Genomic DNA, 23,060 nt, shown 5'->3' with positions numbered 1-23,060 from the left:
GCGGGCAATAAAAAAGAGGGCAGGGCCCTCTTCTATTATTTGCTTGTTCTTTTTGTTTTCGCTCAACTCTTGGAAGATGTAACACCGTTATTATTTTTATTTGGTGTGTTCTTCATTTCGCTACGCTCCGTATAGCTTTTCTAGGCGGCTTATTATTTTTATTGCAGCCCGTTTGCCTTTTGTTATTTTTGTTAGGCATGAAACACATAGCATTGAGCGTGCCAACTTTGAGAAACGCCATTTTTCGGGGGCTGTGGCGGTCCTAAAGTTTGACTTAAGTCCGAGCTGTTACCCTGCGCCTCAGCTGGTGTTACCGAGAGTGTTACTGTGGGTAACATTATCCGGCCTGGCGTTTGTTACTGCGGGGAATTCCGAGCTTCTGGCGGCGCTCCCATAGGCACTTACGGCTAACGCCGAGTCGCTTCGCCAGCTCGGTTTCGCTCATGGCGTCTTGGTGGGCCAGCACGAAATGCTGGAAGTAGTCTTCCAGGCTCATGTTCTGCTGAGCTTCCTCAGCGTCATCGCTGACCACCGTGGCGCCGCTGGTGGAGGCCACGGGCGCATGGGTGATGTGTTCGAGCCCTAGGTGATCCGGTGAAACCCAGTCGCTTTCTGCCAAAATTCCGGCCCGCTCGAGGGCGTTTTCCAATTCGCGTACATTGCCGGGCCACTGGTGGTTGGCCAGTGCGCTTTGGGCCTCAGGCGACAGCCGCAGACCCGGGCGGTCGAACTTTTTGGCCACGCGCTGCAAGAACGCTTGGGCCAAAATCAAGATGTCCGCGCCGCGCTCGCGCAGCGCAGGCACCTTGAGCTCGACCACGTTCAGGCGGTAAAACAGGTCTTCGCGGAACTGGCCGTTTTCGACCATCAGCCTCAGGTTACGGTGGGTGGCACAGATCAAGCGGATGTCGACGGAGCGTGGCTGGACTTCGCCGACTCGGCGAATTTCGCCTTCTTGCAGTACGCGCAACAGTCGCGCCTGGGCCTCCAGTGGCAACTCGCCGATTTCGTCCAAAAATAAGGTACCGCCGCTGGCGGTCTCGATGAGCCCGACGCGTTCCGCATGGGCGCCCGTGAACGCGCCTTTTTGGTGGCCAAACAGCTCGGATTCGATCAGCGTTTCCGGGATGGCCGCGCAGTTAACGCTGATTTGATTGTGGTTACAGCGCGAGCTCTGCATATGGATGGCCTTGGCCACCAGTTCTTTACCGGTGCCACTTTCGCCGTTGATCAATACGGTGACGTCGGTCTTGCCGACGCGTTTAATCTTACTGAACAGCATCTTCATCCCGTCCGACTCGCCAATGATGCCATGGCCACTGAGTTCGGCCGGCAGTTGGCGCGCCGCGGGGTTATTCAAAATGGCATTGACCTTGGTCAGCAACTCGCCGTGGTCAAAAGGCTTGGGCATGAAGTCGGCCGCGCCGTGTTTGATGGCGTCGACGGCCGCGGTAATAGAGGCGTAACTGGTCAAAATTAGCACGGGGGTCGGGGCGGACAGGTTGATCAAGGCGTGGCCACTGCCACCGGGCAAGCGCAAATCGGAGATGACTAAGTCGAAGTCAATCAGCGTGTTAGCCGCGGCGGTGGCCACATTCCATGCCTCGGTTACCTCGTGGCCTTCGCCAGTCAGCAGTAAGCGAAGGCTTTTGCGAATGATGGCTTCGTCTTCAACGATCAGAATTTTGGCCACGTCAGCTCCGGGGCAATGTCAGTGTCATGGTCGTGCCCCGATGGTTGGCGACGGGGCTGGCCACCGTAATCGTGCCATGGTGGCTGCTGGCGATACCATAGCACAGCGCCAAACCCAGTCCCGTGCCCCCTTCGTCGGTACGGGTGCTGACAAAGGGCTCAAAGATCCGGGCTTGTAACGCAGGGGCGATGCCACGGCCGTTATCGGTGACCGTCAGTTGCCAACGCGCGGCGTCGTTATCGGCGCGAACTTGAATGCTCAGCGCGACTCCGGGCTGTTGGGCCTGAGCGGCATTGCGCAGCAGGTTGATGAGCACCTGCGACAGTCCAACCGGATCGCCAACTAGCTGCAAGTCCGAGCCCAAGTCAACGTCGAGGTGGGCGTTGTCATGCTCCGGGTCCAGTTTGAACAGACGCAGGCTGTCATTGATCAGGGTGTGTGTGGAGAACGGTTGACGGGTCGTGCTGCTGTCACTTTTGGTCGAGAATTTCAGTAGCCCGCTGATGATTTGGTTAATCCGCTGGGTTTGCGAGCGAATCAGTTGCGCTTGCTCGGCGGCTTGGGGTGGCAGCAACTGGGCCAGTGAGTCGATGGCGGTAATCGGGTTGCCGATCTCGTGGGCGACCCCCGCGGCCAGTTCACCAATCGCCGCGAGGCGGTTGGTGTGCGCCAACTCTTGTTCCAGGCGGTGTTGGGCGCTGCGGTCCTCGATCAAGATGATCGTGACCAGTGGGTCGACCCCCTTGGCCAGTCCTTTATGCAGCACCACATGCAGCGCACCGGCGCCAAATCGCTGGCTGACGTCGCCGGGGGAGGCCACGAATTCGCCGAGGGCGGCTTGCCACGGCTCGGGCAGTTGCTGGATCGAGCGCCCTAAGGCAGCGCTGGGGCTGAGTTGGGTCAACCGCGCCATTTGTGGGTTCCAATGACGTATCCGTTGCGCGCTGTCCAGCGCCAAACTCGCCATCGGCAGACGATTGAGTAAGCGGTGCTGCTCGCGCAGCTTGCGCCGCCGGGTTGCGCGGGCCAGCACCGCAGCGACCGCCAGCGCCGTGATCAGTGCTAAAAACACCAGCTCCAAGTCGGTCATTTAAGCGGGTCCAGGCGGAAATGATGCAGCGCGTTGTCCAAAATCGCCTCCGCGGTCGCGCCCTCCGGCGTGTGCCCGGGGATCAGGTGGCCGAGCGCGGCGCACAGATTGGCGTACCAGGCCGCGGGGTCGATGGGCGTTGCCATGTTTTGCTTGGACAGTTTTTGGCCCTCTGGATTGCGCAGTACTGCCAGGTGCGCGTATTCGGGCGGTGTGGTGCCAAGTTGCTGAATCAATGTGCGATGGATCGAGGTCGCCTCTAGTAAGTCGTCGCCGCGGATGACCGAGGTAATGCCCAACTCGATTTCATCGACCGCGCAAGCCAGGTGATAGGCGGGTTGGTTGTCACGCCGCCACAGCACCGGCGCATCCAGCCACGTCATCGCTTGGTCGCCGCGACAGCCATCGGTGTAGCAATCGGCCCAGCAAGGCGTCAAACGCGTGGCGTGGGTGCCCGGCGCTGATTGACAGTCTTGACCATGAACACCGCCACGCTCGGCAATTAATTTTCGCGAACAGGCGCACACAAAGGTTTGAAGTCGCCCGAGGGCATCACGATACAGATCGGTCCGGCGGGACTGGAATTGGATGTCACCGTCCCAGCACAGGCCATGAGCGGCCAGTACCGGGGCGAATGAGGCTTTCGATTCGGGGTCGTCCCGCAACGGGTCGATGTCATCAATGCGCAGCCAAAACGTGTGATTGCGTTGTCGCGCATGCAGCCACGCGGCGGTGGCTGTGAGTAAGGATCCCGCATGTAGACGGCCAGTGGGCGAGGGTGCAAACCGACCAGCGGGCATCCGTGAGGGCCTAGTTACCCAGTTGCTTTTCTTTGATTTCGGCCAGAGTTTTGCAATCGATGCAAAGGGTCGCGGTTGGGCGCGCTTCGAGTCGGCGTACGCCAATTTCGATGCCGCAGGCTTCGCAATAGCCGTAGTCGCCGTCGTCGATCAGCTGCACGGTTTTTTCAATCTTTTTAATCAGCTTGCGCTCACGGTCCCGGGTCCGAAGCTCAAGGCTAAACTCTTCTTCTTGAGTGGCGCGATCGCTGGGATCAGCAAAATTCGACGCGTCCTCTGAAAGGTGCGTCTTGGTGCGGTCGACTTCCTGCATTAACTGGTTCTTCCAGTCATTCAGGATGGCGGTGAAATGCGATTGCATGTCCGCGCTCATGTAGTCTTCTTTTTTGCCCTGCTGGTAAGGGGTGAACCCACCCAACAGTGAATCGTCTTTTGTGGCCTGGCGGCTCATGATCGTGCTCCTTAACCTCTTGGTGCCCGTTTTAGTCTCACCAAGGAGGGCTACTGTATAGTGTCGCGACGGTTACATTTCAACCATTAGGTAGCAGATTTGTCAGAGATTACGGCTAGCAGCTCGATCGGTGCAATTGGCCTTTCGAAGCGTGCACGCGCAGTTGCGCCATTTGAGGTCATGGAAATCGTTGGCCGAGCCAACCAAAAGGATCGAAATGGCGATGATGTCATTCACCTTGAGGTCGGCGAACCCAAGTTTCCAATCGCGCCATCCGTCGCGGCGGCCTGCCATGCCTACCTGTCGGCGGGGCGCGCGCAATACACCGAGGCGGCCGGAATGCCGGCCCTGCGCGAGGCCATCGCGGCGCACTATCAACGGGTGTTTGGGATCACCGTCGAGGCCGAACGCATCGTGGTGACTAACGGTGCCAGCGGCGCCTTGGTGTTGGCGATGGCGGCCACCATGGACCCCGGTCAGGCACTGCTGACGGCCGATCCGAGTTACCCCTGTAACCGTCAGATCGCTCGCATTTTGGGATGCGATACTCAGCTGGTGCCGGCGTCCGCGGCGCACGGATTCCAGCTGCGTGCCGATCAGGTCGCCAGTCTAGCCACGGATCAAACCGGTGCGGTGCTGGTGGCCTCACCGTCGAATCCGACCGGAACGCTGATCGAGCCTGCCGAATTGGCGGCTTTGTATCAGCTGTGTCAGACGCGTCAGTTGCCATTGATCGTGGATGAAATCTATCAGGGGTTGGTGTACGGCCAGGACCCAAGTACGGCGCTGGCGATCGGCGACCCGTGGATTGTTAACAGTTTTTCGAAATATTTTGGCCTCACCGGGATGCGTTTGGGGTGGTTGGTGTGCCCGCCCGGCTTGTCCGGTGCGGTAACCAATTTGGCCCAGCACCTCTTTATTAGTCCTAGCAGCCTGTCGCAGGCCGCGGGGCTCGCCTGCTTTGAGCCCGAGGCGATTGCCGTGTTTGAGGCGCGCCGAGTGGAGTTGGCGCAGGCGCGCGATTACTTGATCGACGCGCTGACGGCGCTGGGCTTTACGTTGGCGGATACGCCAGCGGGGGCGTATTACTTGTTTTTCGATATTTCCAAGTTGTCTGACTCCAGTGCACAGCTGGCGTCCGAACTGTTGGAGCACGCGAACGTGGCGACCACCCCGGGGCATGATTTTGGTCCGACTTTTGCGGCCACGCATTTACGCGTCGCCTACGTCGATGACCGTGCGCGCCTGGAAGCAGCGGTGTCACGAATCCGAGGCTACTTGCAGGCACGCCGATGAGGCTGCCATGGACGCTGAAGGAGGATGTGTTGGTGCGGCGCTACAAGCGTTTTCTGGCTGACGTTGAGTCCAACCGTACCCTGCACTGCCCGAATACCGGGGCGATGACGGGGCTTGCGGTGCCCGGATCGTCCATCGGCTATGAGCCCCGTGAAGGCGGCAAGACCGAGGGCCGCTGGGTCACGGTCAAGACCGACACAGGCTGGGCCTGCATTGACTCCCAGCGCGCAAATGCCTGGGTTAAGGCTGGGCTGGAAGCCGGCCAATGGCCGGCATTTAATGGGTTTGAATGGTCACCCGAGGTAACGCTCGGGCGCTCGCGGGTGGATTTTCGCGGCGCCAGTGCGGATCAATGCTGGTGGTTGGAAATCAAGGGCGTGACCTTGGCGCTGGATCAAGCCGGCCGGGGCGCGTTTCCAGATGCCAAGAGCGTGCGGGCACACAAACACTTGGATGCATTGCGTGGCCGCGTGGCTGCCGGTGAGCGTGCGGGGCTGATGTACGTGGTCATGCATAACGGCATTCGCCAGGTTGAAGCGGCTGCTGATATTGATCCGATTTACGCGCAAAAAGTCGCGCTGGCAAAGTCTGAAGGGGTTGAGTTTTATCAGTTGCTCACTCAGATCGACGAGCTAGGAGTGACCCTGGGCACGCCGGTGCGCTTGGACTAACCGTCGATCCAGACGGCGTCGTCTTTGATCTCGATCGCCACGGCGCCGAGGCGATCGCCGATGCAGGGGCCAAATACACATTCCCCCGTGGTCGGTTCAAACAGCGCACCGTGCGTTGCACACTGGATGTACTCGTTGTCGACGTCCATGTAGGCATCCGGGTTCCACGCTAAATCCAAGCCGAGGTGTGGGCATGCGTCGCGAAAAGCACTGACCTCATTGCCATGGCGGACCAAGATTACGGTGCCGCCGCGGGCCCGAAAACCGCGCGCAATGCCGCCGGGCAGAGCGCTTAAATCGGCCAGCTTACGCATTCAAACGTACGCGCAGTTGCGCCAGTGCATCCAGCGTTGCGCGCTGGGCATGCCATTGATCGGGCACCAATAGCGGCATTGGCAAGATGGCGTCGGCATCACCCGGGCGCAGCCATTGCGCCGCCGGCCACCGTGGTGGTGCCTGGGTTACTACGGGCACGGCGACACTGCCTTGGTGCTGGCGCAATTGCGGCGGCAACCCCCCGCGTCCCAGCCAATTAACTAGGCCCCGCGTAGACGACACCAAGGTGCCGTCTAGGCTTTTGGCTTGGGGCCATTGCAGGGCGCGAATGAAGTCGGCCTGGCGATTGGGTGGCATCGGGCCGGTAAAGGCCATGCACTGGCCGTCCAACGCAGGCGGTATGCCATCGCTAATCACGGCAATTAGGTGAAAGACCCCTGCCCAGGGCGCGTCGCTGAACTGGCTCAGCCAATGCGCCTCGCCAATGACCCACAGCCGAGGGCTGTCATCGACCGCGTTGTGCCAGCCCCAGGCGGCCTGCGGTGTCAGCGCCACCGCCGACTCGATGCCCAGCTCGGTCAGCGGCACGGTTAAGGCCTGCATTCCGGGCCCGAGCAGCACTTTCACCTTAAGCCTCGCGCGAAATCGCGCGATGGCCAATGTCGGTTCGGAACCAGCGGCCGTCAAAGTCCACTTCGCCAGCGCGCCGGTTGGCGGCGGCTTGGGCCTCGGCGACGGTGTCGGCGAGTGCGGTGGCACAAAGCACGCGACCCCCACTGGTGACGATGCCATCGCCGGCGGCGGTGCCGGCATGGAAGACCTTTTGATCATCGCTGTCCTGGCCGCGGTCACTGATCGTAGCGCCCTTGGGGTAGTTCCCCGGATAGCCGGGCGCCGCCAATACGACCCCCAGCGCAACGCGCGGATCCCAATCGATGTGTTGGCTGGGCAGTCGGCCTTCACAGGCCGCCAACAGTACCGGCAGCAAGTCCGACTGGAGGCGCATCATGATCGGCTGGGTTTCGGGATCGCCAAAGCGGCAGTTGTATTCCAAGACCTTAGGAACGCCATCGCAGATCATAATACCGGCATACAGAAACCCGCGGTAACGCCGACCTTCGGCCAGCATGGCCTGAACGGTCGGCATGATGACCTGTTGCATGATCGCATCGTGCATGGCGTCGTCGACGCACGGAGCCGGCGAGTATGCGCCCATGCCGCCGGTGTTTGGCCCCTTGTCGCCTTCGTGCGCGGCTTTGTGGTCCTGGCTGGTGGCCATGGGCAGCACGTCCAACCCGTCCACCATGCAAATGAAGCTGGCTTCTTCGCCGTCCAAGAATTCCTCGATAACAACGCGGTGGCCTGCTTCGCCAAAGGCATTGCCGGCCAACATATCGCGCACGGCGTCCTGGGCCTCGGCCACGGTGGCGGCGATGATGACGCCTTTGCCGGCGGCTAACCCGTCGGCCTTAACAACCAGCGGCGCGCCCATGGTTTCGCAGAACGCCAGGGCCGGCTCGATCTCGGTAAAGTTCTGATAGCGGCCGCTGGGGATGTTGTGGCGCGCTAAAAAATCCTTAGTGAAGGCTTTGGAGCCCTCCAGTTCGGCGGCCGCTTGACTGGGGCCGAAGATGGTCAGCCCTGCGGCCTCAAAGGCATCGACAACGCCCAGCACCAAGGGGACCTCGGGGCCAACCACGGTGAGTTCGACACCGGATTGCTGGGCGGCGGCGACCAACCCGGCAATGTCGTCAACCGCAACGGCGATGTTGCGGCATTTCGGTTCGCCGGCGGTTCCGGCATTGCCCGGTGCAATTAAGACTTCGCTGACGTCCTGGGACTGGGCTAGTTTCCACGCCAAGGCGTGTTCGCGACCGCCGCCACCAATAACCAATACTTTCATCGTTCGATCCTTTTAATCAGTGGCGGAAATGGCGCATGCCGGTGAATACCATGGCCAGTCCGTGTTCGTTGGCAGCGGCGATGACTTCGTCGTCACGCATCGAGCCGCCAGGTTGCACGACCGCGGCAATGCCGGCGGCAGCGGCGGCGTCAATGCCGTCGCGGAACGGAAAAAACGCGTCCGAGGCCATCACACTGCCGGGCACGGTAATGCCTTCATCAGCGGCCTTGATGCCGGCGATTTTGGCGCTGTAGACGCGGCTCATTTGACCGGCACCGACACCGACGGTGCATTCGTTCTTGGTGTAGACAATGGCGTTGGACTTGACGTATTTGGCCACCGTCCAGGCGAATTGCAGGTCCCGGTTTTGCTCGGCGCTGGGCTGGACATCGGTCACCACACGCCATTCGCTGGTGCTTTGATCATCGCGCGATTGGACCAGCATGCCGCCGTTGACGCGTTTGTACTCGAGGCCTTGGGTAGGGGTCGTCAAATCGCCGGTACTGAGCACCCGCACGTTGGCTTTGGCGGCACACACGGCCAGCGCATCGTCATCGATTCCGGGGGCGATAATGACCTCGACAAACTGGCGCTCAATGATGGCGCGGGCGGTGGCGACGTCGAGTGCGCGGTTGAACGCAATGATGCCGCCAAATGCACTGGTCGGATCCGTTTTGTAGGCGCCTTCATAAGCATCAAGGATGCTGCCGGCGACGGCGACACCGCAGGGGTTGGCGTGTTTGACGATGACACAGGCGGGCGCGCTGAACTCGCGCACGCATTCCAGCGCCGCATCGGTATCGGCGATGTTGTTGTAGCTAAGGGCTTTGCCTTGCAGCTGGCTGGCGCTACCGACGTGTGCGCCGGGGGTGCCGTCACGGTAGAAGGCCGCGCTTTGGTGCGAGTTCTCACCGTATCGCAGGCCCTCACCCTGACTTAGGTTAACCGTCAACGCGCTGGGGAATGAGGCATCGGCGGGCTGCGTTTGCTCGGCCATCCACTGGGCGATGGCGCCGTCGTATTGGGCCGTGTGGGCAAATGCTTTGGCCGCAAGACGCTGGCGCAATGGGTAGTCCATGCCGCCGGTGCTGACCGCCGCGAGGACATCGGTGTAGTCGTCAGGCGAGGTCACAATGCCCACCCAGGCATGGTTTTTAGCGCTAGCACGGACCATGGCCGGGCCGCCAATGTCGATTTGCTCAACCGCCTCGGCGTAGTCGGCACCGCGCGCTAAGGTCGCCTGGAATGGATACAGGTTGACCACCACCAGATCGATCGCACCGATACCGTGTTCGGCCATGACATCGGCGTCGATGTCGCGCCGACCGAGCAAGCCGCCGTGTATTTTCGGGTGCAGGGTTTTGACCCGGCCGCCCATGATTTCCGGAAACCCAGTGACCTCGCTGACGCGGGTGACGGGCAGCCCCGCTGCCTCCAGCGCCGCGGCACTGCCGCCGGTCGAGAGCAACTCAACACCGCGTGCGACCAGCCCTTGGGCCAGCTCAACCAGGCCTGTTTTGTCAGAGACACTTAACAGCGCGCGTTTCGGTGTGATCATTCCGGTCATCGTTCTTCCTTTTAGAGCAGGCCGTGGGCGGCCATTTTTTTACGCAGGGTGTTGCGAGACAGCCCTAACATTTTGGCCGCAACCGTTTGGTTGCCACCGGCTAATTCTAGAGTCATTTCCAACAGTGGCGCTTCGACTTCATTGGTCACCAGCGCATGCAGTTGGTGTGGCGGTTCGCCCTCGAGCGAGCGAAAGTAGTCAGTTAGTGCCAGCGTTACCGCTTGCCGAAAGCTCAGCGGACTGCTCATGCGGCGCAGCCCCAGCTATCGAGCCAGTCGAGCTGTTGCTGTGCCGACTGCAGGGCATTGAAGTGCTGCACCTCGGCGGCCGGCAGTGACAGGGTCTGCCAATACCAGCGCAGGTGTTTTCGGGCAAATCGGACGCCCTGAAATTCACCGTAAAAGGTATGCAGGGCGTCCAGGTGTTCGCGGATGACTGCGTGCTGCTCGCGGGCGTCGGGCGTGCTCGGTGCCGGTTGGCCGCGTAATGCCGCGTCGCAGGCCTGAACCAGCCAGGGGTTACCCTGGGCGGCGCGCCCAATCATGACGCCATCGGCGCCGGTGGCTTTGATGATCTGGCAGGCGTCATTTGGGCTGGAGATATCGCCGTTGGCAATCAGGGTCATATCGGTGGCGTCACGCACACGCTTCAAGGTGTCGTGTTCGGCGCTCCCATTGAAGTGCTGTTGGCGAGTGCGCCCATGCAAGGTCATGGCTTGGACGCCGGCGGCGTCAGCCAATCGCGCAAAGTCTATGGCAGTGCGGGTGTCGTCGTCCCAGCCTGTTCGGGTCTTGACCGTGACGGGCACGGCAACGGCGCTGATTACGGCGTCTAAAATCGCTTGGATGCGCGGCAAGTCGCGCAGCAGCGCGGAGCCTGCGGCGGCGCCACAGACTTTTTTGGCAGGACAACCAAAATTAATATCGACCAGGTCGGCACCGCGTCCGACCAATTCGCGGGCCGCATGCGCCATCTGCGCGGGGTCGTTGCCGGCAATTTGCACGGACACCAGACCTGGGTTGTCAGCGAAGTTCAGTCGGGTTTGGCTTTTGGTTGAGTGCCAGTGTCGAGTGTCACTGATAAGCATTTCGGTGGTCGCGAGCGCGGCCCCATAGCGGACGCTGATTTGGCGGCACGGTCGATCACTAACCCCGGCCATCGGCGCTAGCAAAACCTGCCCATCCAGTTTGAAGTCGCCGATCCGCATGCGATTGCCTCAAATTCGAGGCGGAAGTTTACGCCAACTAGGGATGTTTCGCGAGCTCCAATTTTTCCGGTGCGGGGTCGGGAATGGTCTGCCAGCTCAGGGTTTTGTAGGTCATGTCGGAGGCCAAATCGATGTTCACCAGCAGCGCATCGCCCTGACGTTGCACGCGGTAATCAGCGGGGGTTAATTCGCGCACCCGCATGATGCCGGCCGGGTCTTGAAGTTCCAGACGCAGTCGCGGTGCCTGGGCGGCGTTGGCGTTCAGGGCGGTTAACTGGCCTTGCAGTTGCGGGCCGTGCTGGGCCAGCGTAAGGGCCTGCCATTGTTCGGAGCGTGGCGTTGGGAGCGGGGCGCAGGACATCAGCTGGCAAGCCCGAGTTTGCGCATCGGACAGTATCGGATGCGTCCAGCCTTGGCCGGAGGCGGCCAAGAACGCATACATCGCGGAACCGACCAGCACACACAGCAGCAACCACGAAAGGCTAAGCCAGCCGAATAAGGGAGTCGCGCGGTGGGCACCGGCATCGGGTTTTTCAGTGGGTTGTGCTGTGTTATCAATCATGGCCGTAGGCTAGCGCGTAACGCGGGCGCAGACCGTGGACCGATAGACAGGTTTAGTGTGTGCGCCTACCCGAAAGTCTGCACCAGCCGTCGATCACGGCGGGGGCGTCGAAGGTGACGCACCGGTAGGCCGCCATCACAGTTTTCGCTTGGTCTTCCAATAACCCCGACAGCACCAATTGGCCACCGACGTTAAGGTGCGACAACAGGGTGTCGGCCAATTCAACCAACGGGCCAGACAAAATGTTGGCCATTACCAAGTCGTAGGGGGCGGCGCTGAAACCCTCGGCCATGTGCACGGCGATGCGTTCAGACAGCCCATTGCGCTCGGCATTATCCAGGGTCGCGGTCAGTGCCTGTGGATCGATGTCGGTGCCGTCGGCGAACTGACTGCCCAGGGCCAGGGCCGCCAGTGCGAGTACGCCGCTGCCGCAGCCGAAGTCCAACACCCGTCCCGGCCACTCGGTTTGGCCGTCCAGCCACGCCAGGCACAAGGCGGTGGTCGGGTGGGTGCCAGTGCCGAACGCCAAGCCCGGGTCAAGCCGCAAGTTGACGTCGTTCGGGGCCGGGCATTCATGCCAGCTCGGCACAATCCACAGACGCTGACCAAAGCGCATGGGTTTAAACGCGTCCATCCACAGCCGCGTCCAGTCCTGGTCAGCGAGGTTTTGCGAAACCAGGGTCGGGGCGGCATCGCCGAGGTGACCGGCGAGTGCGTTTTGGCACGCCGCCCGGGTCAGGTCGTCGTCTTCGTCTTGGCCGAAAATGGCCTCGATTTGAACCCGAGGCCAGAGCGGACGTGCACCCGGTGGCGGTTCAAATAGTGGGTGGTCCTCGGCATCTGTCATGGTCACCGCGAGGGCGCCATTGTCTTCCATGACTTGCTCGATGACCTCAGCTTGGGCCGCCGGCACGGCGACCCGAAGCACGCGCCAATCGCTCATTCAGCGAGTTTCTTTTCGAGGTAGTGAATCGACACGCAGCCGGCGCGGAAACCCTCGTCCGCACACAGCATTTGGTGCAGCGGTCCGTTGGTTTTGACGCCGTCGACGATCATTTCCGAGAGTGCAATCTGCATCCGATCCAAGGCCCCTTCGCGGGTGTCCGCGTGGGTTAGGATTTTAGCGATCAATGAATCGTAGTGCGGCGGTACGCGGTAGCCGCTGTACAGGTGCGAATCAATCCGAACACCTGGTCCACCGGGGGCGTGCCAGGTTTTGACCAGCCCGGGTGACGGCATGAAAGTGACCGGGTCTTCGGCATTGATGCGGCATTCAAACGCGTGTCCGCGCAACTTGACGTCGTCCTGGCTAAAGGACAACGGCAGCCCAGCGGCAATGCGCAGTTGTTCGGCGACGATATCGACACCAGTCACCAATTCGGTGACCGGATGCTCAACCTGAACGCGGGTGTTCATCTCGATGAAGTAAAAACCACCGTCTTCGTACAAAAACTCGAAGGTTCCGGCGCCGCGGTAGCCGATCGCTTTGCAGGCGTCGGTACAGGCCTTAAAGACCTGGGCTTGGGCGACCGGGTCGATGCCCGGGGCCGGTGCTTCTTCAATCACTTTTTGGTGACGGCGCTGCAGTGAGCAGTCGCGGTCGTACAGGTGCACCGCGTTGCCGTGCTCGTCGGCCAGTACCTGGATTTCGACGTGACGCGGGCGCAACAGGAATTTTTCCAGGTACACGGTTTCGTCACCAAACGCCGCTTTGGCTTCGGCTTGGGTCAAGGCGATGCTGTTGATCAGCTCGGCCTCTTCGTTGACCACGCGCATGCCGCGACCGCCGCCGCCGGATGAGGCTTTGATAATCACAGGATAGCCAACACGCTGGGCGATCGCCTTGACCGCGGCAGGGTCGGTCGGCAGCGGGCCATCAGAACCCGGCACGGTCGGTACGCCGGCTTTTTTCATGGCTGCGATCGCGCTGACCTTGTCGCCCATGACGCGGATGGTTTCCGCGCGCGGGCCGATAAAGGTGAACCCGGACTGTTCGCAGCGCTCAGCGAAATCCGCGTTTTCCGATAAAAATCCGTAGCCGGGGTGAATGGCGTCGGCCTGGGTGATTTCAGCGGCTGCAATAAGGGCGGGTACGTTGAGGTAGCTTTTGGCACCCGGCGCGGGGCCGATACACACCGATTCATCGGCCAGGCGAACGTGCATCAGGTCGCGGTCGGCGCTGGAGTGCGCGGCGACCACCTTGATGCCCATGCTGCGACAAGCGCGCAGAACGCGCAGGGCAATTTCCCCGCGGTTAGCAATCAGGACCTTCTTCATTATTCGATCACAAACAAAGGTTGATCGAATTCAACCGGGTCGCCGTCGGCGGCCAGCACGGCTTTGACGACGCCGGCGCTATCGGCGGTGATCTGGTTCATCATTTTCATGGCTTCGATGATGCACAGCGGATCGCCCACTTTGACCGAGGTTCCGAGCGCGGCAAAAGCCGGCGACTCGGGGTTCGGCGATGAATAGAAGGTGCCGACCATCGGACTCAGAACTTGGTGGCCGCTGATGACTTCGGCAACGGGGGCGGCAACCGGCGCTGCAATTGCCGCCGGGGCGGCCATCGGTACGCTCGCGAGTGCGACCGGGGCGCCGCCGCCACGGGTGATGCGCACGGCTTCTTCGCCTTCTTTGATTTCGATTTCGTGAACGTCCGAGTCGTGCAGCAACTCGATCAGTTTTTTGATCTTGCGAATGTCCATGTGTTCAGTGACTCCCTAGCTTTGCGTGAGCGGCGGTCAGGCCGAGTTGATACCCAAGCTCGCCCAAGCCGACGATGACGCCGGCGGCGATGTCGCTCAGGTAGCTGTGGTGGCGAAACGCCTCACGTGAATGAATGTTGGATAAATGAATTTCGACGAACGGAATGGCGACGCCGGCAAAGGCATCGCGAATGGCGACCGACGTGTGGGTGTACGCGCCCGGGTTTATCAAGATGAATGCGACACCTTCGTCCCGAGCCTGTTGAATACGATCGACCAGATCACCTTCATGGTTGCTTTGATAGCACGCCAGGTCGTGGCCCATGGCGCTGGCCTGGGCGCACAAGTCGGTTTCGATGTTGGCCAAGGTGCGGTGCCCGTAGACCCCGGGCTCGCGTGTTCCGAGCAGGTTCAAGTTAGGTCCGTTAATTAGCAGTAACCGCGCCATGTCAGTGTTCCGTAGGATTCAGACGCAAGTGTGCGAGAAAAAACGCGAAAAAACAAAGAAAATGACGGAACTAGTCGGGAATGATCGATAACAGGCGCTGTTCCGGCGGGTAGCAAAGCCCGCGCATTGAGCAGCCTTGTACCTTGACCCAAAGCTCCCCCGGCAGTGGGTTGTCCCGCAGTGCCAGGCTCAGGTCGCCCTGATAGATTTTGACGCTGCCAAACAGCGGGTCCGGGTAGTCTCGGTAGTTCCCCGTCTCCAGCGCCAGAGCGGTTTCAATGCCGTCGGCGGCGCTGAAGGCAACCAGCTTGTCAACATAAAGGTAATAGTCGGGCAAAATGCGGATGGCCAACGACCAGCTCTGCTCGCCTTGCTGGGCCGACAATTGGTAGGCCTGCCCGGGCGCTAAAAACTCGTCCTGGGCGAACAGCTCGGCGCGCGCGACGGCGCTGGCAAGGGTGGCTGAGAGTGCAGTGGCGAGGATCAGTAAGCGTGTCATTCTGTTAGTGTAACCCCATATCCGTTTGACCAAGGTAGCGCTGTGTAATGAGTAACGATTCCGACACCATTTTGAATGCTGTAAACCAGTCCGCCAAGGGGCGGCGCTTGCGTGTGCCCATCAAGGCCGTCGCGATATTGCTGGGCGTGTTACTCATTATGACCGTGGTTTTGGGTGTTTGGTTCTCGCGTGAGCCTGAACGCTTTGAGGTGGCGCAGATCGTCGCGGCGACCCACGACGGGCGCGCGCCAAAATCGGGCAGCCTGACCACCGGCGCTTTGCTGCACATTACGCGAACCTTGTTGGAAAAGCCCGGTGGCTACCTGTCCAACGACATTATTCCGCCGGGTATCGTGGTCGATAACATGCCCAATTTCGAATGGGGTGCCTTGGTCCAGGCCCGAGATTTGGCTCGCGCCTTGCGCAAAGATTTCAGCCGGTCACAGTCGCAGTCGACCGAAAATGAGCACCTGGTGGTCGCCGAGCCGGCCCTGAACTTTGATTCGGAAAAATGGTTTCCGTCGGCCGAGGGCAGCTATAGCAAGGCTGAGCGCGCGCTGACCCGTTATCTGGACAGTTTGTTGGACCCCAGCCAACCGGACGCGCAGTTCTTTGCCCGTGCCGACAACTTGCGAGGCTGGTTGTCCGACGTCGAGACGCGCCTCGGTTCGTTGTCACAGCGCCTCAGTGCCAGCGTCGGCCAGGTCCGGATTAACACGGATTTGGCAGGCGATTCCAACGCCGAGCAGTCGACACCGGCACCGGCGGTATCGATGGTGAAAACACCGTGGCTGGAAATTGATGATGTGTTCTACGAGGCGCGCGGCAGTGCATGGGCGCTGATTCAAGTGTTGCGGGCGATCGAAGTGGACTTTGCCGGTGTCCTAGACGATAAGAATGCGCGTGCCTCGGTACGTCAAATTATCCGCGAGCTTGAAGCGACCCAGGACACCGTGTGGAGTCCGATCATTATGAACGGCAGTGGGTTTGGCATGTTTGCCAACCACTCGTTGGTCATGGCCAGTTACATCAGTCGCGCGCACTCGGCGATGACTGATCTGCGTTCTTTGCTAAGCGAGGGCTAAACGGCCACCCCAAACAGATGGCCGATGCCGGCGGTGACCGCCATCGCGGCGATGCCCCAGCCGAGCACCCGAACCATGGAGGGCGCGATTGGGGCGCCGCCGGCCTTGGCTCCCAGCAAACCCAGCACTGCCAGCGCAAATAGTGTGACGGCTAAGACACTGGCGATAGTTTGATCGGCGGGCGCCATCAGTGCGCCGGCCAAGGGAATCGCACCGGCGACGGTAAAGGTCGCACCTGAGGCCAGTGCTGCCTGCATCGGGTTGGCGCTGTGCACCTCGGACAACCCCAGCTCATCTTGAACGTGCGCCGCCAAAGCGTCGTGCTCGGTCAACTCGACCGCGACTTGGTGGGCGGTGGCGGCGGAGATGCCGCGCGCTTCGTAAATCGCCGCCAATTCAGCCAGCTCGGCCTTGGGTGACTCCAGTAGCGCCTGTTGTTCGCGGGCGATGTCAGCGCGTTCAGTGTCGGCTTGCGAGGACACGGATACGTATTCGCCGGCGGCCATCGACAGCGCCCCTGCGGTCAGGCCGGCGACCCCGGCTACCACCACTGCCCGCGGGCTTGGATCGGCTGCGGCCACACCGACCAGCAACGAAGATATCGAGACGATGCCGTCGTTGGCTCCAAGTACAGAGGCCCTAAGCCAGCCGCTGCGGGTGATAAAGTGGTGCTCTTCGTGTGCGGGTGCGGGCGGGGGCGTGATCATGGGCATGGGCAACTCTGGGTGTGGACGTGAGCGAAAACGCTAAACCAATTGTCCCCAATAAAAAAGCCGCCACCGGTGAGGGTGACGGCTATCGCTGTCCTATCGGGTAGGGATCAGCCTTTGTAGGCGGCGACCGATGCGATCACGGCTTCGCGGGCGGCGTCACTGCCGCGCCATCCGTCAACCTTGACCCACTTGCCGTCTTCCAAGTCTTTGTAGTTCTCGAAAAAGTGCTGAATTTGGTCCAGCAACAGCTGCCCCAGATCACCGGGTTCTTGGACGTGGTCGTAAAGCTTGCTGACCTTGGTGTGCGGCACCGCGAGCACTTTGGCATCTTTGCCGGCTTCGTCAGTCATGTCGAGGATGCCGACGGGCCGCGCGCGGATGATGCTGCCAGGCATGACCGGGTAGGGCGTCACAACCAACACGTCCAACGGATCGCCGTCTTCGCCCAATGTGCTGGGAACAAAACCATAGTTGGCGGGGTAGAACATCGGCGTGGCCATAAAACGGTCGACCATGACCGCGTCAAAATCTTTGTCGATTTCGTACTTGATCGGGTCCGCGTTGGCGGGGATTTCGATCGCGACATAGATGTCGTTGGGCAGATCTTTGCCCGCGGGAATGTTGTTAAATGACATAGTCCTACCTAAATGTTTTGAGTGGAAGCGGCAAGATTATCGCCGCTGCAGAGGTATCCCGCAATATCGCCTTTAGGCGCGGCCTGCTAGGCGCGGCCTGCTAGGCGCGGCCAACGTGGCCCGGCCAGCGTGGCCCGGCCAGCTAAGCGCGGGGCGCCAGCTTACGCGCTACCAGTCGCTCCAAGTCCAGGCGCTGATACTCCGGCAAGCCATCCTTAAAGGGCGGGAAACACTCGCCTTCAATGAGTGGCTGCAGGTAGTCGCGCGCCGCCTGGGTAATGGCGTAGCCATTGTCGGTGATAAAATCGCGCGGCATGAATTTCTCGTGATTGGCAACGTCGGACAAATCGGCAGGCTGGATGCTCCAGGTGTAGCTGTCGCCGTCACCTCGAATAATCGCCGGCATCACCCCTTGCAGGCCCTCGGCTGCATAGCGCGCGGCGGCTTCACCGACCGCTATGGCTTGGTCCAGGTCGGTTTTGGAGGCGATGTGGCGTGCACTGCGCTGTAAGTAGTCGGCGATGGCGTAATGGTACTTGTGGCCGGTGCGCTCGCCGACCAGTTTTGCAAGTGCCGGGGCGACGCCGCCCAGCTGGGCATGGCCGAATGCATCTTTGACGCCGCTTTCGGCAACAAACGTGCCATCCGCGTAGGCAATGCCCTCGCTGGCAACGACCACGCAGTAACCGTAGTCGGCCACGCAGCGATCAACTTCGTTTAGAAAATCGTCGGCATCAAAGGTCAACTCAGGGAATAAAATCATGTGCGGCGGGAACTCTGCCCGCTCGCTGGCGAGGCCGGCCGCCGCCGCGATCCAGCCGGCATGGCGCCCCATTACTTCCATGATAAAGACCTTGGTCGACGAGCCGCACATGCTGGCAATGTCGTACCCGGCTTCTGCGGTTGATGTTGCGACGTACTTAGCGACGCTGCCAAAGCCGGGGCAGTTGTCGGTCGCGGCTAAATCGTTGTCGATGGTTTTGGGAATGCCGATGCAGGTCAGTGGGTAGCCCATTTCAGACGCCAATAGGCTGACTTTGTGGGCGGTGTCCATGCTGTCGTTGCCGCCGTTGTAGAAAAAGTAGCCAATATCATGGGCGTCGAACACTTCAATCAGGCGTTCGTATTCGGTGCGATTTTGTTCAATGCCTTTGAGCTTGTAGCGACAACTGCCGAACGCGCCGCCGGGTGTCCAGAGTAAGTGTTCCAGGGTGTCATCCAGAAATTTACTGGTATCAATCAGGTTTTCGTCCAGCGCTCCAATGATGCCTTCGCGGCCCGCATAGACCGTGCCAAAGGTGTCGGGCCGTGCGCGACAGCCTTGGATTAGGCCCCAGGCGCTAGCGTTAATGACGCTGGTGACGCCTCCGGATTGGGCGTAAAAAGCGTTGCGTCCTGACATGAGTCGTCCCTGCTGATTTGAGCGGCGCTATCGTTGTCAATGCGGTGGGTGCTGTCAACCTTAGTAAGTTTACACCGCCGCCACAGTTACGCGCGCCGCACGGCTTTAGGTTTTGCCACGATGGCCCCATAGTGTAGGTATGAGTGATTTTGCAAAAACAGTGACGGTAGGGGTTACCGGCGCGTCCGGCGCGCCTTATACCTTGGGCCTGTTAAAGGCCCTAGTGGCACAAGACGTGCGCGTTTGGTTCATGATTTCGCAAGCCGCGCGGATCGTGTTTGGCGAAGAGACCGACTTGAAGTTGCCGCCGAAGGCGGCGGACCTAGAGCGCTTTCTGAGTGAAACCTTTGGCGCTCGCGCCGGTCAAATACGCGTGTTCGGCGAGCAGCAATGGTCGGCGCCGGTGGCGTCCGGCAGTGGTGCGCCGGTGCCGATGGTGGTGTGCCCCTGTTCGACGGGGTGCTTGTCAGCGATTGCCACCGGGGCCAGCAATAACTTGCTGGAACGGGCGGCGGATGTGGCGCTTAAAGAGCGTCGGCCGTTGATTCTAGTGCCGCGTGAAACACCTTACTCGGCCATTCACCTGGAACACATGCTGTCGTTAACGCGCCAAGGGGCGGTCATCTTGCCTGCCAGCCCGGGCTTTTATAGGGCCCCGGAATCGATCCAGGACTTGGTCGATTTCGTGGTCGCGCGAATTTTAGGGCAGCTCAACCTTCAACAAGACTTGGTGCCACGATGGGGGGCTCGACATGAGTGAAATTCGTTTGCCGGTGTTTGTGTTGGGGCTGGTGCTGGCGCCGGGTGGGCGTTTGCCGCTGCGTATATTCGAGCCGCGCTACCTGGCGATGGTCAAATGGTGCATGCGCCATCAGCAAGGGTTCGTCGTGGTCGCCCCCGATGGCGACGGCTTTTCACCGCGCGGGTGCGTGTGTCGGATTGTTGATTTTGACCAGCTGCCGGACGGCTGTTTGGGCTTGACCGCGGTCGGCGATCGCTTGGTCGAGCTAAGCCAGCCGAGCCAGGACGACGACGGGTTATGGTGGGCCGAGCACGTCGATTTGCCGCCCGAAGCGGATATAGAACCGGGCGAGGCCGAGGCGGACCTGGTCAGTTTGCTGGCGTCATTGAGCGAGCACCCTGCGGTGGTGTCGCTGGAGTTGGATATCGATTTTGAGAGTGCCTCCGAGGTCGGCTGGCGGCTGCTGGAATTGTTGCCGTTTGACCTGGCGGTCAAGCAATCGTTGATCGAACAGCCGAACCCTCTGGCGCGTTTAAATGCGCTACGTGAGGCGCTGTCAACACTCCAAGCGCCAACCTGAGGCGCGCTTAAACCGTGACGCTTTCCTGCTACACTGGGCGCTGAATTTAACCGCGGTTTGAATACAATGATTTTGTCCGACTACATGCACCAACTCGGTCAACGTGCCCGCACCGCGTCGCGTCAGATGGCGCGCGCATCGACGGCCCAAAAAAACGCGTCGCTGCTGCGTTTGGCCGACCTGCTCGAAGCCGAGGCGGGGGCATTGATTGCGGCCAACGCGCTGGACTTAGCGGCGGGTCGTGAACAGCAACTGGACGCCGCGTTACTGGATCGGTTGACCCTGGACGCAAAGGGCGTGGCTGGGATGGCCGAGGGCGTCCGCCAGGTAGCGGCGTTGGACGATCCGATCGGCCAAACCAGCAATGGTAAATACCTGCCCTCCGGGATCCACCTGTCCCAAATGCGCGTGCCGCTGGGTGTGATTGGCATCATCTATGAGTCGCGACCGAATGTGACGGTTGATGCGGCCATCTTGTGTTTTAAATCGGGTAACGCCGCCATTTTGCGCGGCGGCAAAGAAGCCCTGAACTCGAATCAGGCGATTGCGCGCATTGTTCATCGCGCCCTGTGCGAGACGGACATGCCCGAGGACGCGGTTCAGGTACTCGATACTACGGACCGCGAAGCCGTTAGCTTGTTGATCCAAGACGACCGTCATGTCGATGTGATCGTGCCACGTGGCGGCCGCGGTCTGATTGAACGGATTTCCCGTGACGCCCGGGTGCCGGTGATTAAGCATCTGGATGGCAATTGCCACATTTACGTCGCCGCGGATGCGGACCTGGCGATGGCCGAGCGCCTGGTTGTGAATGCCAAGACCCGCCGATTTGGCGTCTGCAATGCGTTGGAAAGTTTACTGGTGGACAGCGCCGTGGCGGCGGTATTTTTGCCCAAAATTGCAGCGGCCTTGGCGCCTCGGTCGATTGAAATTCGCGGCTGCGACGAAACTCGCAAGTTCATTGCCCACGCGACCCCGGCTTCGGACCAAGACTATGCCACCGAGTACCTGGGGCCGGTCATGAGCTGTCGTGTTGTGGCGGACGTCGACGCCGCGGTCGAACATATTAACCGTTACGGCAGCGGCCATACCGACGCCATTGTCACCGCCACCATCGAGCGCGCTCGCCAGTTCGTGCGTGATGTCGATTCGGCCAGTGTCATGGTCAATGCATCAACCGCATTTGCGGATGGGTTTGAATACGGCCTGGGTGCCGAAATCGGTATCTCGACGGACAAAATTCACGCCCGTGGTCCGGTCGGTTTGGAAGGCCTGACCAGCCAAAAATGGGTAGTTTGGGGCGAGGGTCAGACGCGGCCTTGAGGGCGCTTCTGGGAGGTACCTTTGACCCGGTCACGCGCGGTCACCTAGCGGCGGCACGTGCGGTGCGTGATGCGCTCGGGTGTTCGGTTGAGTTGATCCCGAATCGCCAGTCGCCGTTGAAAGGCCGTCCTGGCGACGATCATCACCGCTTGGCCATGTTGGCGTTGGCCTGTCGCGATCAATCGGGCATCGACGTGAATCCGGTAGAGTTGTCACTTCCCCAACCTAGCTATACTGTGCGCACGCTTGCGCACTTGGCGCGTGAAAATGTGGACACCTTGGTGTTTTGCTTGGGCACCGATGCGCTGGCGACGATTGAGCGCTGGCACGCTTACCCGCAACTGATTGAGTTGGCGGGCATTGTGGTATTGAGCCGGCCGGGTTTTGAGCTGCCGGCACCCCCGAACGCCTGGCGTGGCCGACTGGCGACGCTGGACGAATTTAAACAGAGCCCGAAAGGGCGCTGGACCCACTTGCCCTTTGCGGCGGTTGATTCAGCGTCGTCGCGGGTACGCCATGCGCGCGCTAACGGCGGCGACTGGCAAACATGGGTAACCGAATCGGTTGCCGACTACATAAAGGAACACGGACTGTATGAGTAATATGAACACCCAAGCGCTGACCCAATTGGTGGTGGATGCACTGGAAGACATGAAGGGTAACGACATCGTTACCATCGATGTCACCGGCCAGACCTCGGTCACCGATATGCTGGTGGTGGCAAGTGGAACATCTAACCGTCACGTACGCTCGTTGGCGGAAAACGTGATCGAAAAAGCCAAAGACGCGGATCAGCGTCCTTTGGGCTCCGAAGGCCAAGACTCGGGCGAGTGGGTGTTGGTCGACTTAGGCGTGGTCGTGGTCCATTGCTTCCTGCCGGAAACGCGTGAATTTTACGACTTGGAAAGCCTTTGGGACCGTCGCCCCGGTGACGACGTCGCCGCCGAGGACTGATGAACCACCAGTTGCTCTGTGTCGGCCACAAGGCCCCTGACTGGGTTAACCAGGGCATAGAGCAGTACACCAAGCGTTTGCGGCCGGGGTTGGTGACCCAGCTGCTGGCGCCCAGCAAGCACAGCGACAGCGATCGCCGCAAGGCCGACGAAGCGCGTTTGATCGAATCCAAGCTGCCCAAGGGCGCCTGGGTCATCGCGCTGGACGAGCGTGGGCGTCAATTCAGTTCGCGCGAACTGTCCCAGGCCTATGCCAAGTGGGTCGGTCAGGGCCAGCCGCTGGCATTCGTGATTGGCGGGGCAGACGGTTTGCACGATGACATTCGTAGCCGCGCCAATGCGCTCTGGGGGCTGTCGCAACTGACCTTGCCGCACGCCTTGGTGCGGGTTTTTATGGCCGAAAGCCTGTACCGCAGCCAAGCGTTGTTGGCCGGCCATCCCTACCACCGGGACTAA

Annotated in this window: 28 protein-coding genes; 9 read left to right on the top strand and 19 right to left on the bottom strand. The window is 60.6% G+C overall.

What is annotated here, in order from left to right:
- Nucleotides 1-337: 337 nt before the first annotated feature.
- Genes GH975_RS11025 through dksA form a run of 4 tightly spaced genes read right to left on the bottom strand, consistent with a single transcriptional unit; the run spans nucleotide 338 to nucleotide 4,034 of the window.
- Nucleotides 338-1,693, bottom strand: coding sequence for a sigma-54-dependent transcriptional regulator (locus GH975_RS11025; RefSeq protein WP_153714569.1), 1,356 nt, complete (start codon nucleotides 1,691-1,693; stop codon nucleotides 338-340).
- 1 nt (nucleotide 1,694) lies between these two features.
- Nucleotides 1,695-2,783, bottom strand: coding sequence for a two-component system sensor histidine kinase NtrB (locus GH975_RS11020; protein ID WP_153714568.1), 1,089 nt, complete (start codon nucleotides 2,781-2,783; stop codon nucleotides 1,695-1,697).
- A complete protein-coding gene (locus GH975_RS11015; protein ID WP_153714567.1) occupies nucleotides 2,780-3,583 on the bottom strand; it encodes a glutamate--tRNA ligase family protein in 804 nt (267 codons plus the stop codon). The genes GH975_RS11020 and GH975_RS11015 overlap by 4 nt, the downstream gene beginning before the upstream one ends.
- 10 nt (nucleotides 3,584-3,593) lie before the next feature.
- Nucleotides 3,594-4,034, bottom strand: coding sequence for an RNA polymerase-binding protein DksA (gene dksA / locus GH975_RS11010; RefSeq protein ID WP_153714566.1), 441 nt, complete (start codon nucleotides 4,032-4,034; stop codon nucleotides 3,594-3,596).
- A 99-nt stretch (nucleotides 4,035-4,133) separates the two neighbouring features.
- Between dksA and GH975_RS11005 the strand changes: the two genes are divergently transcribed.
- Entirely contained in the window at nucleotides 4,134-5,330 is a 1,197-nt protein-coding gene (locus GH975_RS11005; RefSeq protein ID WP_211365812.1) for an aminotransferase class I/II-fold pyridoxal phosphate-dependent enzyme, read from the top strand.
- Nucleotides 5,327-6,001, top strand: a complete 675-nt coding sequence (gene sfsA / locus GH975_RS11000; RefSeq protein ID WP_153714565.1) for a DNA/RNA nuclease SfsA — start codon at nucleotides 5,327-5,329, stop codon at nucleotides 5,999-6,001. The genes GH975_RS11005 and sfsA overlap by 4 nt, the downstream gene beginning before the upstream one ends.
- Here sfsA and GH975_RS10995 read toward each other — a convergent pair.
- The 12 genes from GH975_RS10995 to GH975_RS10940 form a co-directional block, all read right to left on the bottom strand.
- Complete coding sequence (locus tag GH975_RS10995) at nucleotides 5,998-6,315, bottom strand: Rieske (2Fe-2S) protein (protein WP_153714564.1); 318 nt, start codon at nucleotides 6,313-6,315, stop codon at nucleotides 5,998-6,000. The genes sfsA and GH975_RS10995 overlap by 4 nt on opposite strands.
- The gene (locus GH975_RS10990; protein WP_153714563.1) at nucleotides 6,308-6,904 is read right to left on the bottom strand and encodes a hypothetical protein; all 597 of its coding nucleotides are present in this window, start codon (nucleotides 6,902-6,904) and stop codon (nucleotides 6,308-6,310) included. Before GH975_RS10990 ends, GH975_RS10995 begins: the two co-directional genes overlap by 8 nt.
- Before the next feature lies 1 nt (nucleotide 6,905).
- Nucleotides 6,906-8,180 carry a phosphoribosylamine--glycine ligase gene (purD, locus tag GH975_RS10985; RefSeq protein ID WP_153714562.1) on the bottom strand — a complete coding sequence of 425 codons (1,275 nt, stop codon included), beginning with the start codon at nucleotides 8,178-8,180 and terminating at the stop codon, nucleotides 6,906-6,908.
- 16 nt (nucleotides 8,181-8,196) lie between these two features.
- Entirely contained in the window at nucleotides 8,197-9,747 is a 1,551-nt protein-coding gene (gene purH, locus GH975_RS10980) for a bifunctional phosphoribosylaminoimidazolecarboxamide formyltransferase/IMP cyclohydrolase (protein WP_211365811.1), read from the bottom strand.
- A gap of 11 nt (nucleotides 9,748-9,758) precedes the next feature.
- Nucleotides 9,759-9,995 (bottom strand): helix-turn-helix domain-containing protein, encoded by a 237-nt coding sequence (locus tag GH975_RS10975; protein ID WP_153714561.1) that lies wholly within the window; start codon nucleotides 9,993-9,995, stop codon nucleotides 9,759-9,761.
- Nucleotides 9,992-10,954 carry a tRNA dihydrouridine synthase DusB gene (dusB, locus tag GH975_RS10970; protein WP_153714560.1) on the bottom strand — a complete coding sequence of 321 codons (963 nt, stop codon included), beginning with the start codon at nucleotides 10,952-10,954 and terminating at the stop codon, nucleotides 9,992-9,994. Before dusB ends, GH975_RS10975 begins: the two co-directional genes overlap by 4 nt.
- Before the next feature lie 37 nt (nucleotides 10,955-10,991).
- Nucleotides 10,992-11,516: a hypothetical protein gene (locus GH975_RS10965; RefSeq protein WP_153714559.1), complete on the bottom strand. Its 525-nt coding sequence runs from the start codon at nucleotides 11,514-11,516 to the stop codon at nucleotides 10,992-10,994.
- A 52-nt stretch (nucleotides 11,517-11,568) separates the two neighbouring features.
- Nucleotides 11,569-12,459 carry a 50S ribosomal protein L11 methyltransferase gene (gene prmA / locus GH975_RS10960; RefSeq protein ID WP_153714558.1) on the bottom strand — a complete coding sequence of 297 codons (891 nt, stop codon included), beginning with the start codon at nucleotides 12,457-12,459 and terminating at the stop codon, nucleotides 11,569-11,571.
- Nucleotides 12,456-13,796, bottom strand: a complete 1,341-nt coding sequence (gene accC, locus GH975_RS10955) for an acetyl-CoA carboxylase biotin carboxylase subunit (RefSeq protein ID WP_153714557.1) — start codon at nucleotides 13,794-13,796, stop codon at nucleotides 12,456-12,458. Before accC ends, prmA begins: the two co-directional genes overlap by 4 nt.
- Entirely contained in the window at nucleotides 13,793-14,224 is a 432-nt protein-coding gene (gene accB / locus GH975_RS10950; RefSeq protein WP_153714556.1) for an acetyl-CoA carboxylase biotin carboxyl carrier protein, read from the bottom strand. Before accB ends, accC begins: the two co-directional genes overlap by 4 nt.
- Nucleotides 14,225-14,228: 4 nt before the next feature.
- Nucleotides 14,229-14,672 (bottom strand): type II 3-dehydroquinate dehydratase, encoded by a 444-nt coding sequence (gene aroQ / locus GH975_RS10945; protein WP_153714555.1) that lies wholly within the window; start codon nucleotides 14,670-14,672, stop codon nucleotides 14,229-14,231.
- 70 nt (nucleotides 14,673-14,742) lie between these two features.
- A complete protein-coding gene (locus GH975_RS10940; protein ID WP_153714554.1) occupies nucleotides 14,743-15,171 on the bottom strand; it encodes a protein-disulfide reductase DsbD N-terminal domain-containing protein in 429 nt (142 codons plus the stop codon).
- A 47-nt stretch (nucleotides 15,172-15,218) separates the two neighbouring features.
- Between GH975_RS10940 and GH975_RS10935 the strand changes: the two genes are divergently transcribed.
- Nucleotides 15,219-16,256, top strand: coding sequence for a DUF2333 family protein (locus GH975_RS10935; RefSeq protein WP_153714553.1), 1,038 nt, complete (start codon nucleotides 15,219-15,221; stop codon nucleotides 16,254-16,256).
- Here the strand turns inward: GH975_RS10935 and GH975_RS10930 are convergent.
- From GH975_RS10930 to GH975_RS10920, 3 genes are all read right to left on the bottom strand, one after another.
- A complete protein-coding gene (locus tag GH975_RS10930; protein ID WP_322788851.1) occupies nucleotides 16,253-16,969 on the bottom strand; it encodes a VIT1/CCC1 transporter family protein in 717 nt (238 codons plus the stop codon). The two genes, GH975_RS10935 and GH975_RS10930, sit on opposite strands and share 4 nt — an antisense overlap.
- Nucleotides 16,970-17,076: 107 nt before the next feature.
- Nucleotides 17,077-17,604 (bottom strand): inorganic diphosphatase, encoded by a 528-nt coding sequence (gene ppa, locus GH975_RS10925; RefSeq protein ID WP_153714552.1) that lies wholly within the window; start codon nucleotides 17,602-17,604, stop codon nucleotides 17,077-17,079.
- A 142-nt stretch (nucleotides 17,605-17,746) separates the two neighbouring features.
- Complete coding sequence (locus tag GH975_RS10920) at nucleotides 17,747-19,006, bottom strand: 6-phosphofructokinase (protein ID WP_153714551.1); 1,260 nt, start codon at nucleotides 19,004-19,006, stop codon at nucleotides 17,747-17,749.
- A gap of 139 nt (nucleotides 19,007-19,145) precedes the next feature.
- On the opposite strand from GH975_RS10920, the gene GH975_RS10915 reads away from it, so the two are divergent.
- The 6 genes from GH975_RS10915 to rlmH all read left to right on the top strand — a co-directional run bounded on the left by GH975_RS10915 (nucleotide 19,146) and on the right by rlmH (nucleotide 23,060).
- On the top strand, nucleotides 19,146-19,766 hold the full coding sequence (locus tag GH975_RS10915) for a flavin prenyltransferase UbiX (protein ID WP_153714550.1): 621 nt from the start codon (nucleotides 19,146-19,148) through the stop codon (nucleotides 19,764-19,766).
- Nucleotides 19,759-20,328 carry an LON peptidase substrate-binding domain-containing protein gene (locus GH975_RS10910; protein WP_153714549.1) on the top strand — a complete coding sequence of 190 codons (570 nt, stop codon included), beginning with the start codon at nucleotides 19,759-19,761 and terminating at the stop codon, nucleotides 20,326-20,328. Before GH975_RS10915 ends, GH975_RS10910 begins: the two co-directional genes overlap by 8 nt.
- 66 nt (nucleotides 20,329-20,394) lie before the next feature.
- A complete protein-coding gene (locus GH975_RS10905) occupies nucleotides 20,395-21,651 on the top strand; it encodes a glutamate-5-semialdehyde dehydrogenase (protein ID WP_153714844.1) in 1,257 nt (418 codons plus the stop codon).
- On the top strand, nucleotides 21,648-22,253 hold the full coding sequence (nadD, locus tag GH975_RS10900) for a nicotinate (nicotinamide) nucleotide adenylyltransferase (RefSeq protein ID WP_170272637.1): 606 nt from the start codon (nucleotides 21,648-21,650) through the stop codon (nucleotides 22,251-22,253). The genes GH975_RS10905 and nadD overlap by 4 nt, the downstream gene beginning before the upstream one ends.
- Nucleotides 22,246-22,605, top strand: a complete 360-nt coding sequence (rsfS, locus tag GH975_RS10895; RefSeq protein WP_322788850.1) for a ribosome silencing factor — start codon at nucleotides 22,246-22,248, stop codon at nucleotides 22,603-22,605. The genes nadD and rsfS overlap by 8 nt, the downstream gene beginning before the upstream one ends.
- On the top strand, nucleotides 22,605-23,060 hold the full coding sequence (gene rlmH, locus GH975_RS10890; RefSeq protein WP_153714547.1) for a 23S rRNA (pseudouridine(1915)-N(3))-methyltransferase RlmH: 456 nt from the start codon (nucleotides 22,605-22,607) through the stop codon (nucleotides 23,058-23,060). The genes rsfS and rlmH overlap by 1 nt, the downstream gene beginning before the upstream one ends.

This window comes from Litorivicinus lipolyticus (assembly GCF_009650135.1).
Lineage (GTDB): Bacteria > Pseudomonadota > Gammaproteobacteria > Pseudomonadales > Litorivicinaceae > Litorivicinus > Litorivicinus lipolyticus.
Note: the sequence above shows the minus strand (reverse complement) of the source record. Positions and strands in the feature narration are given on the sequence as shown.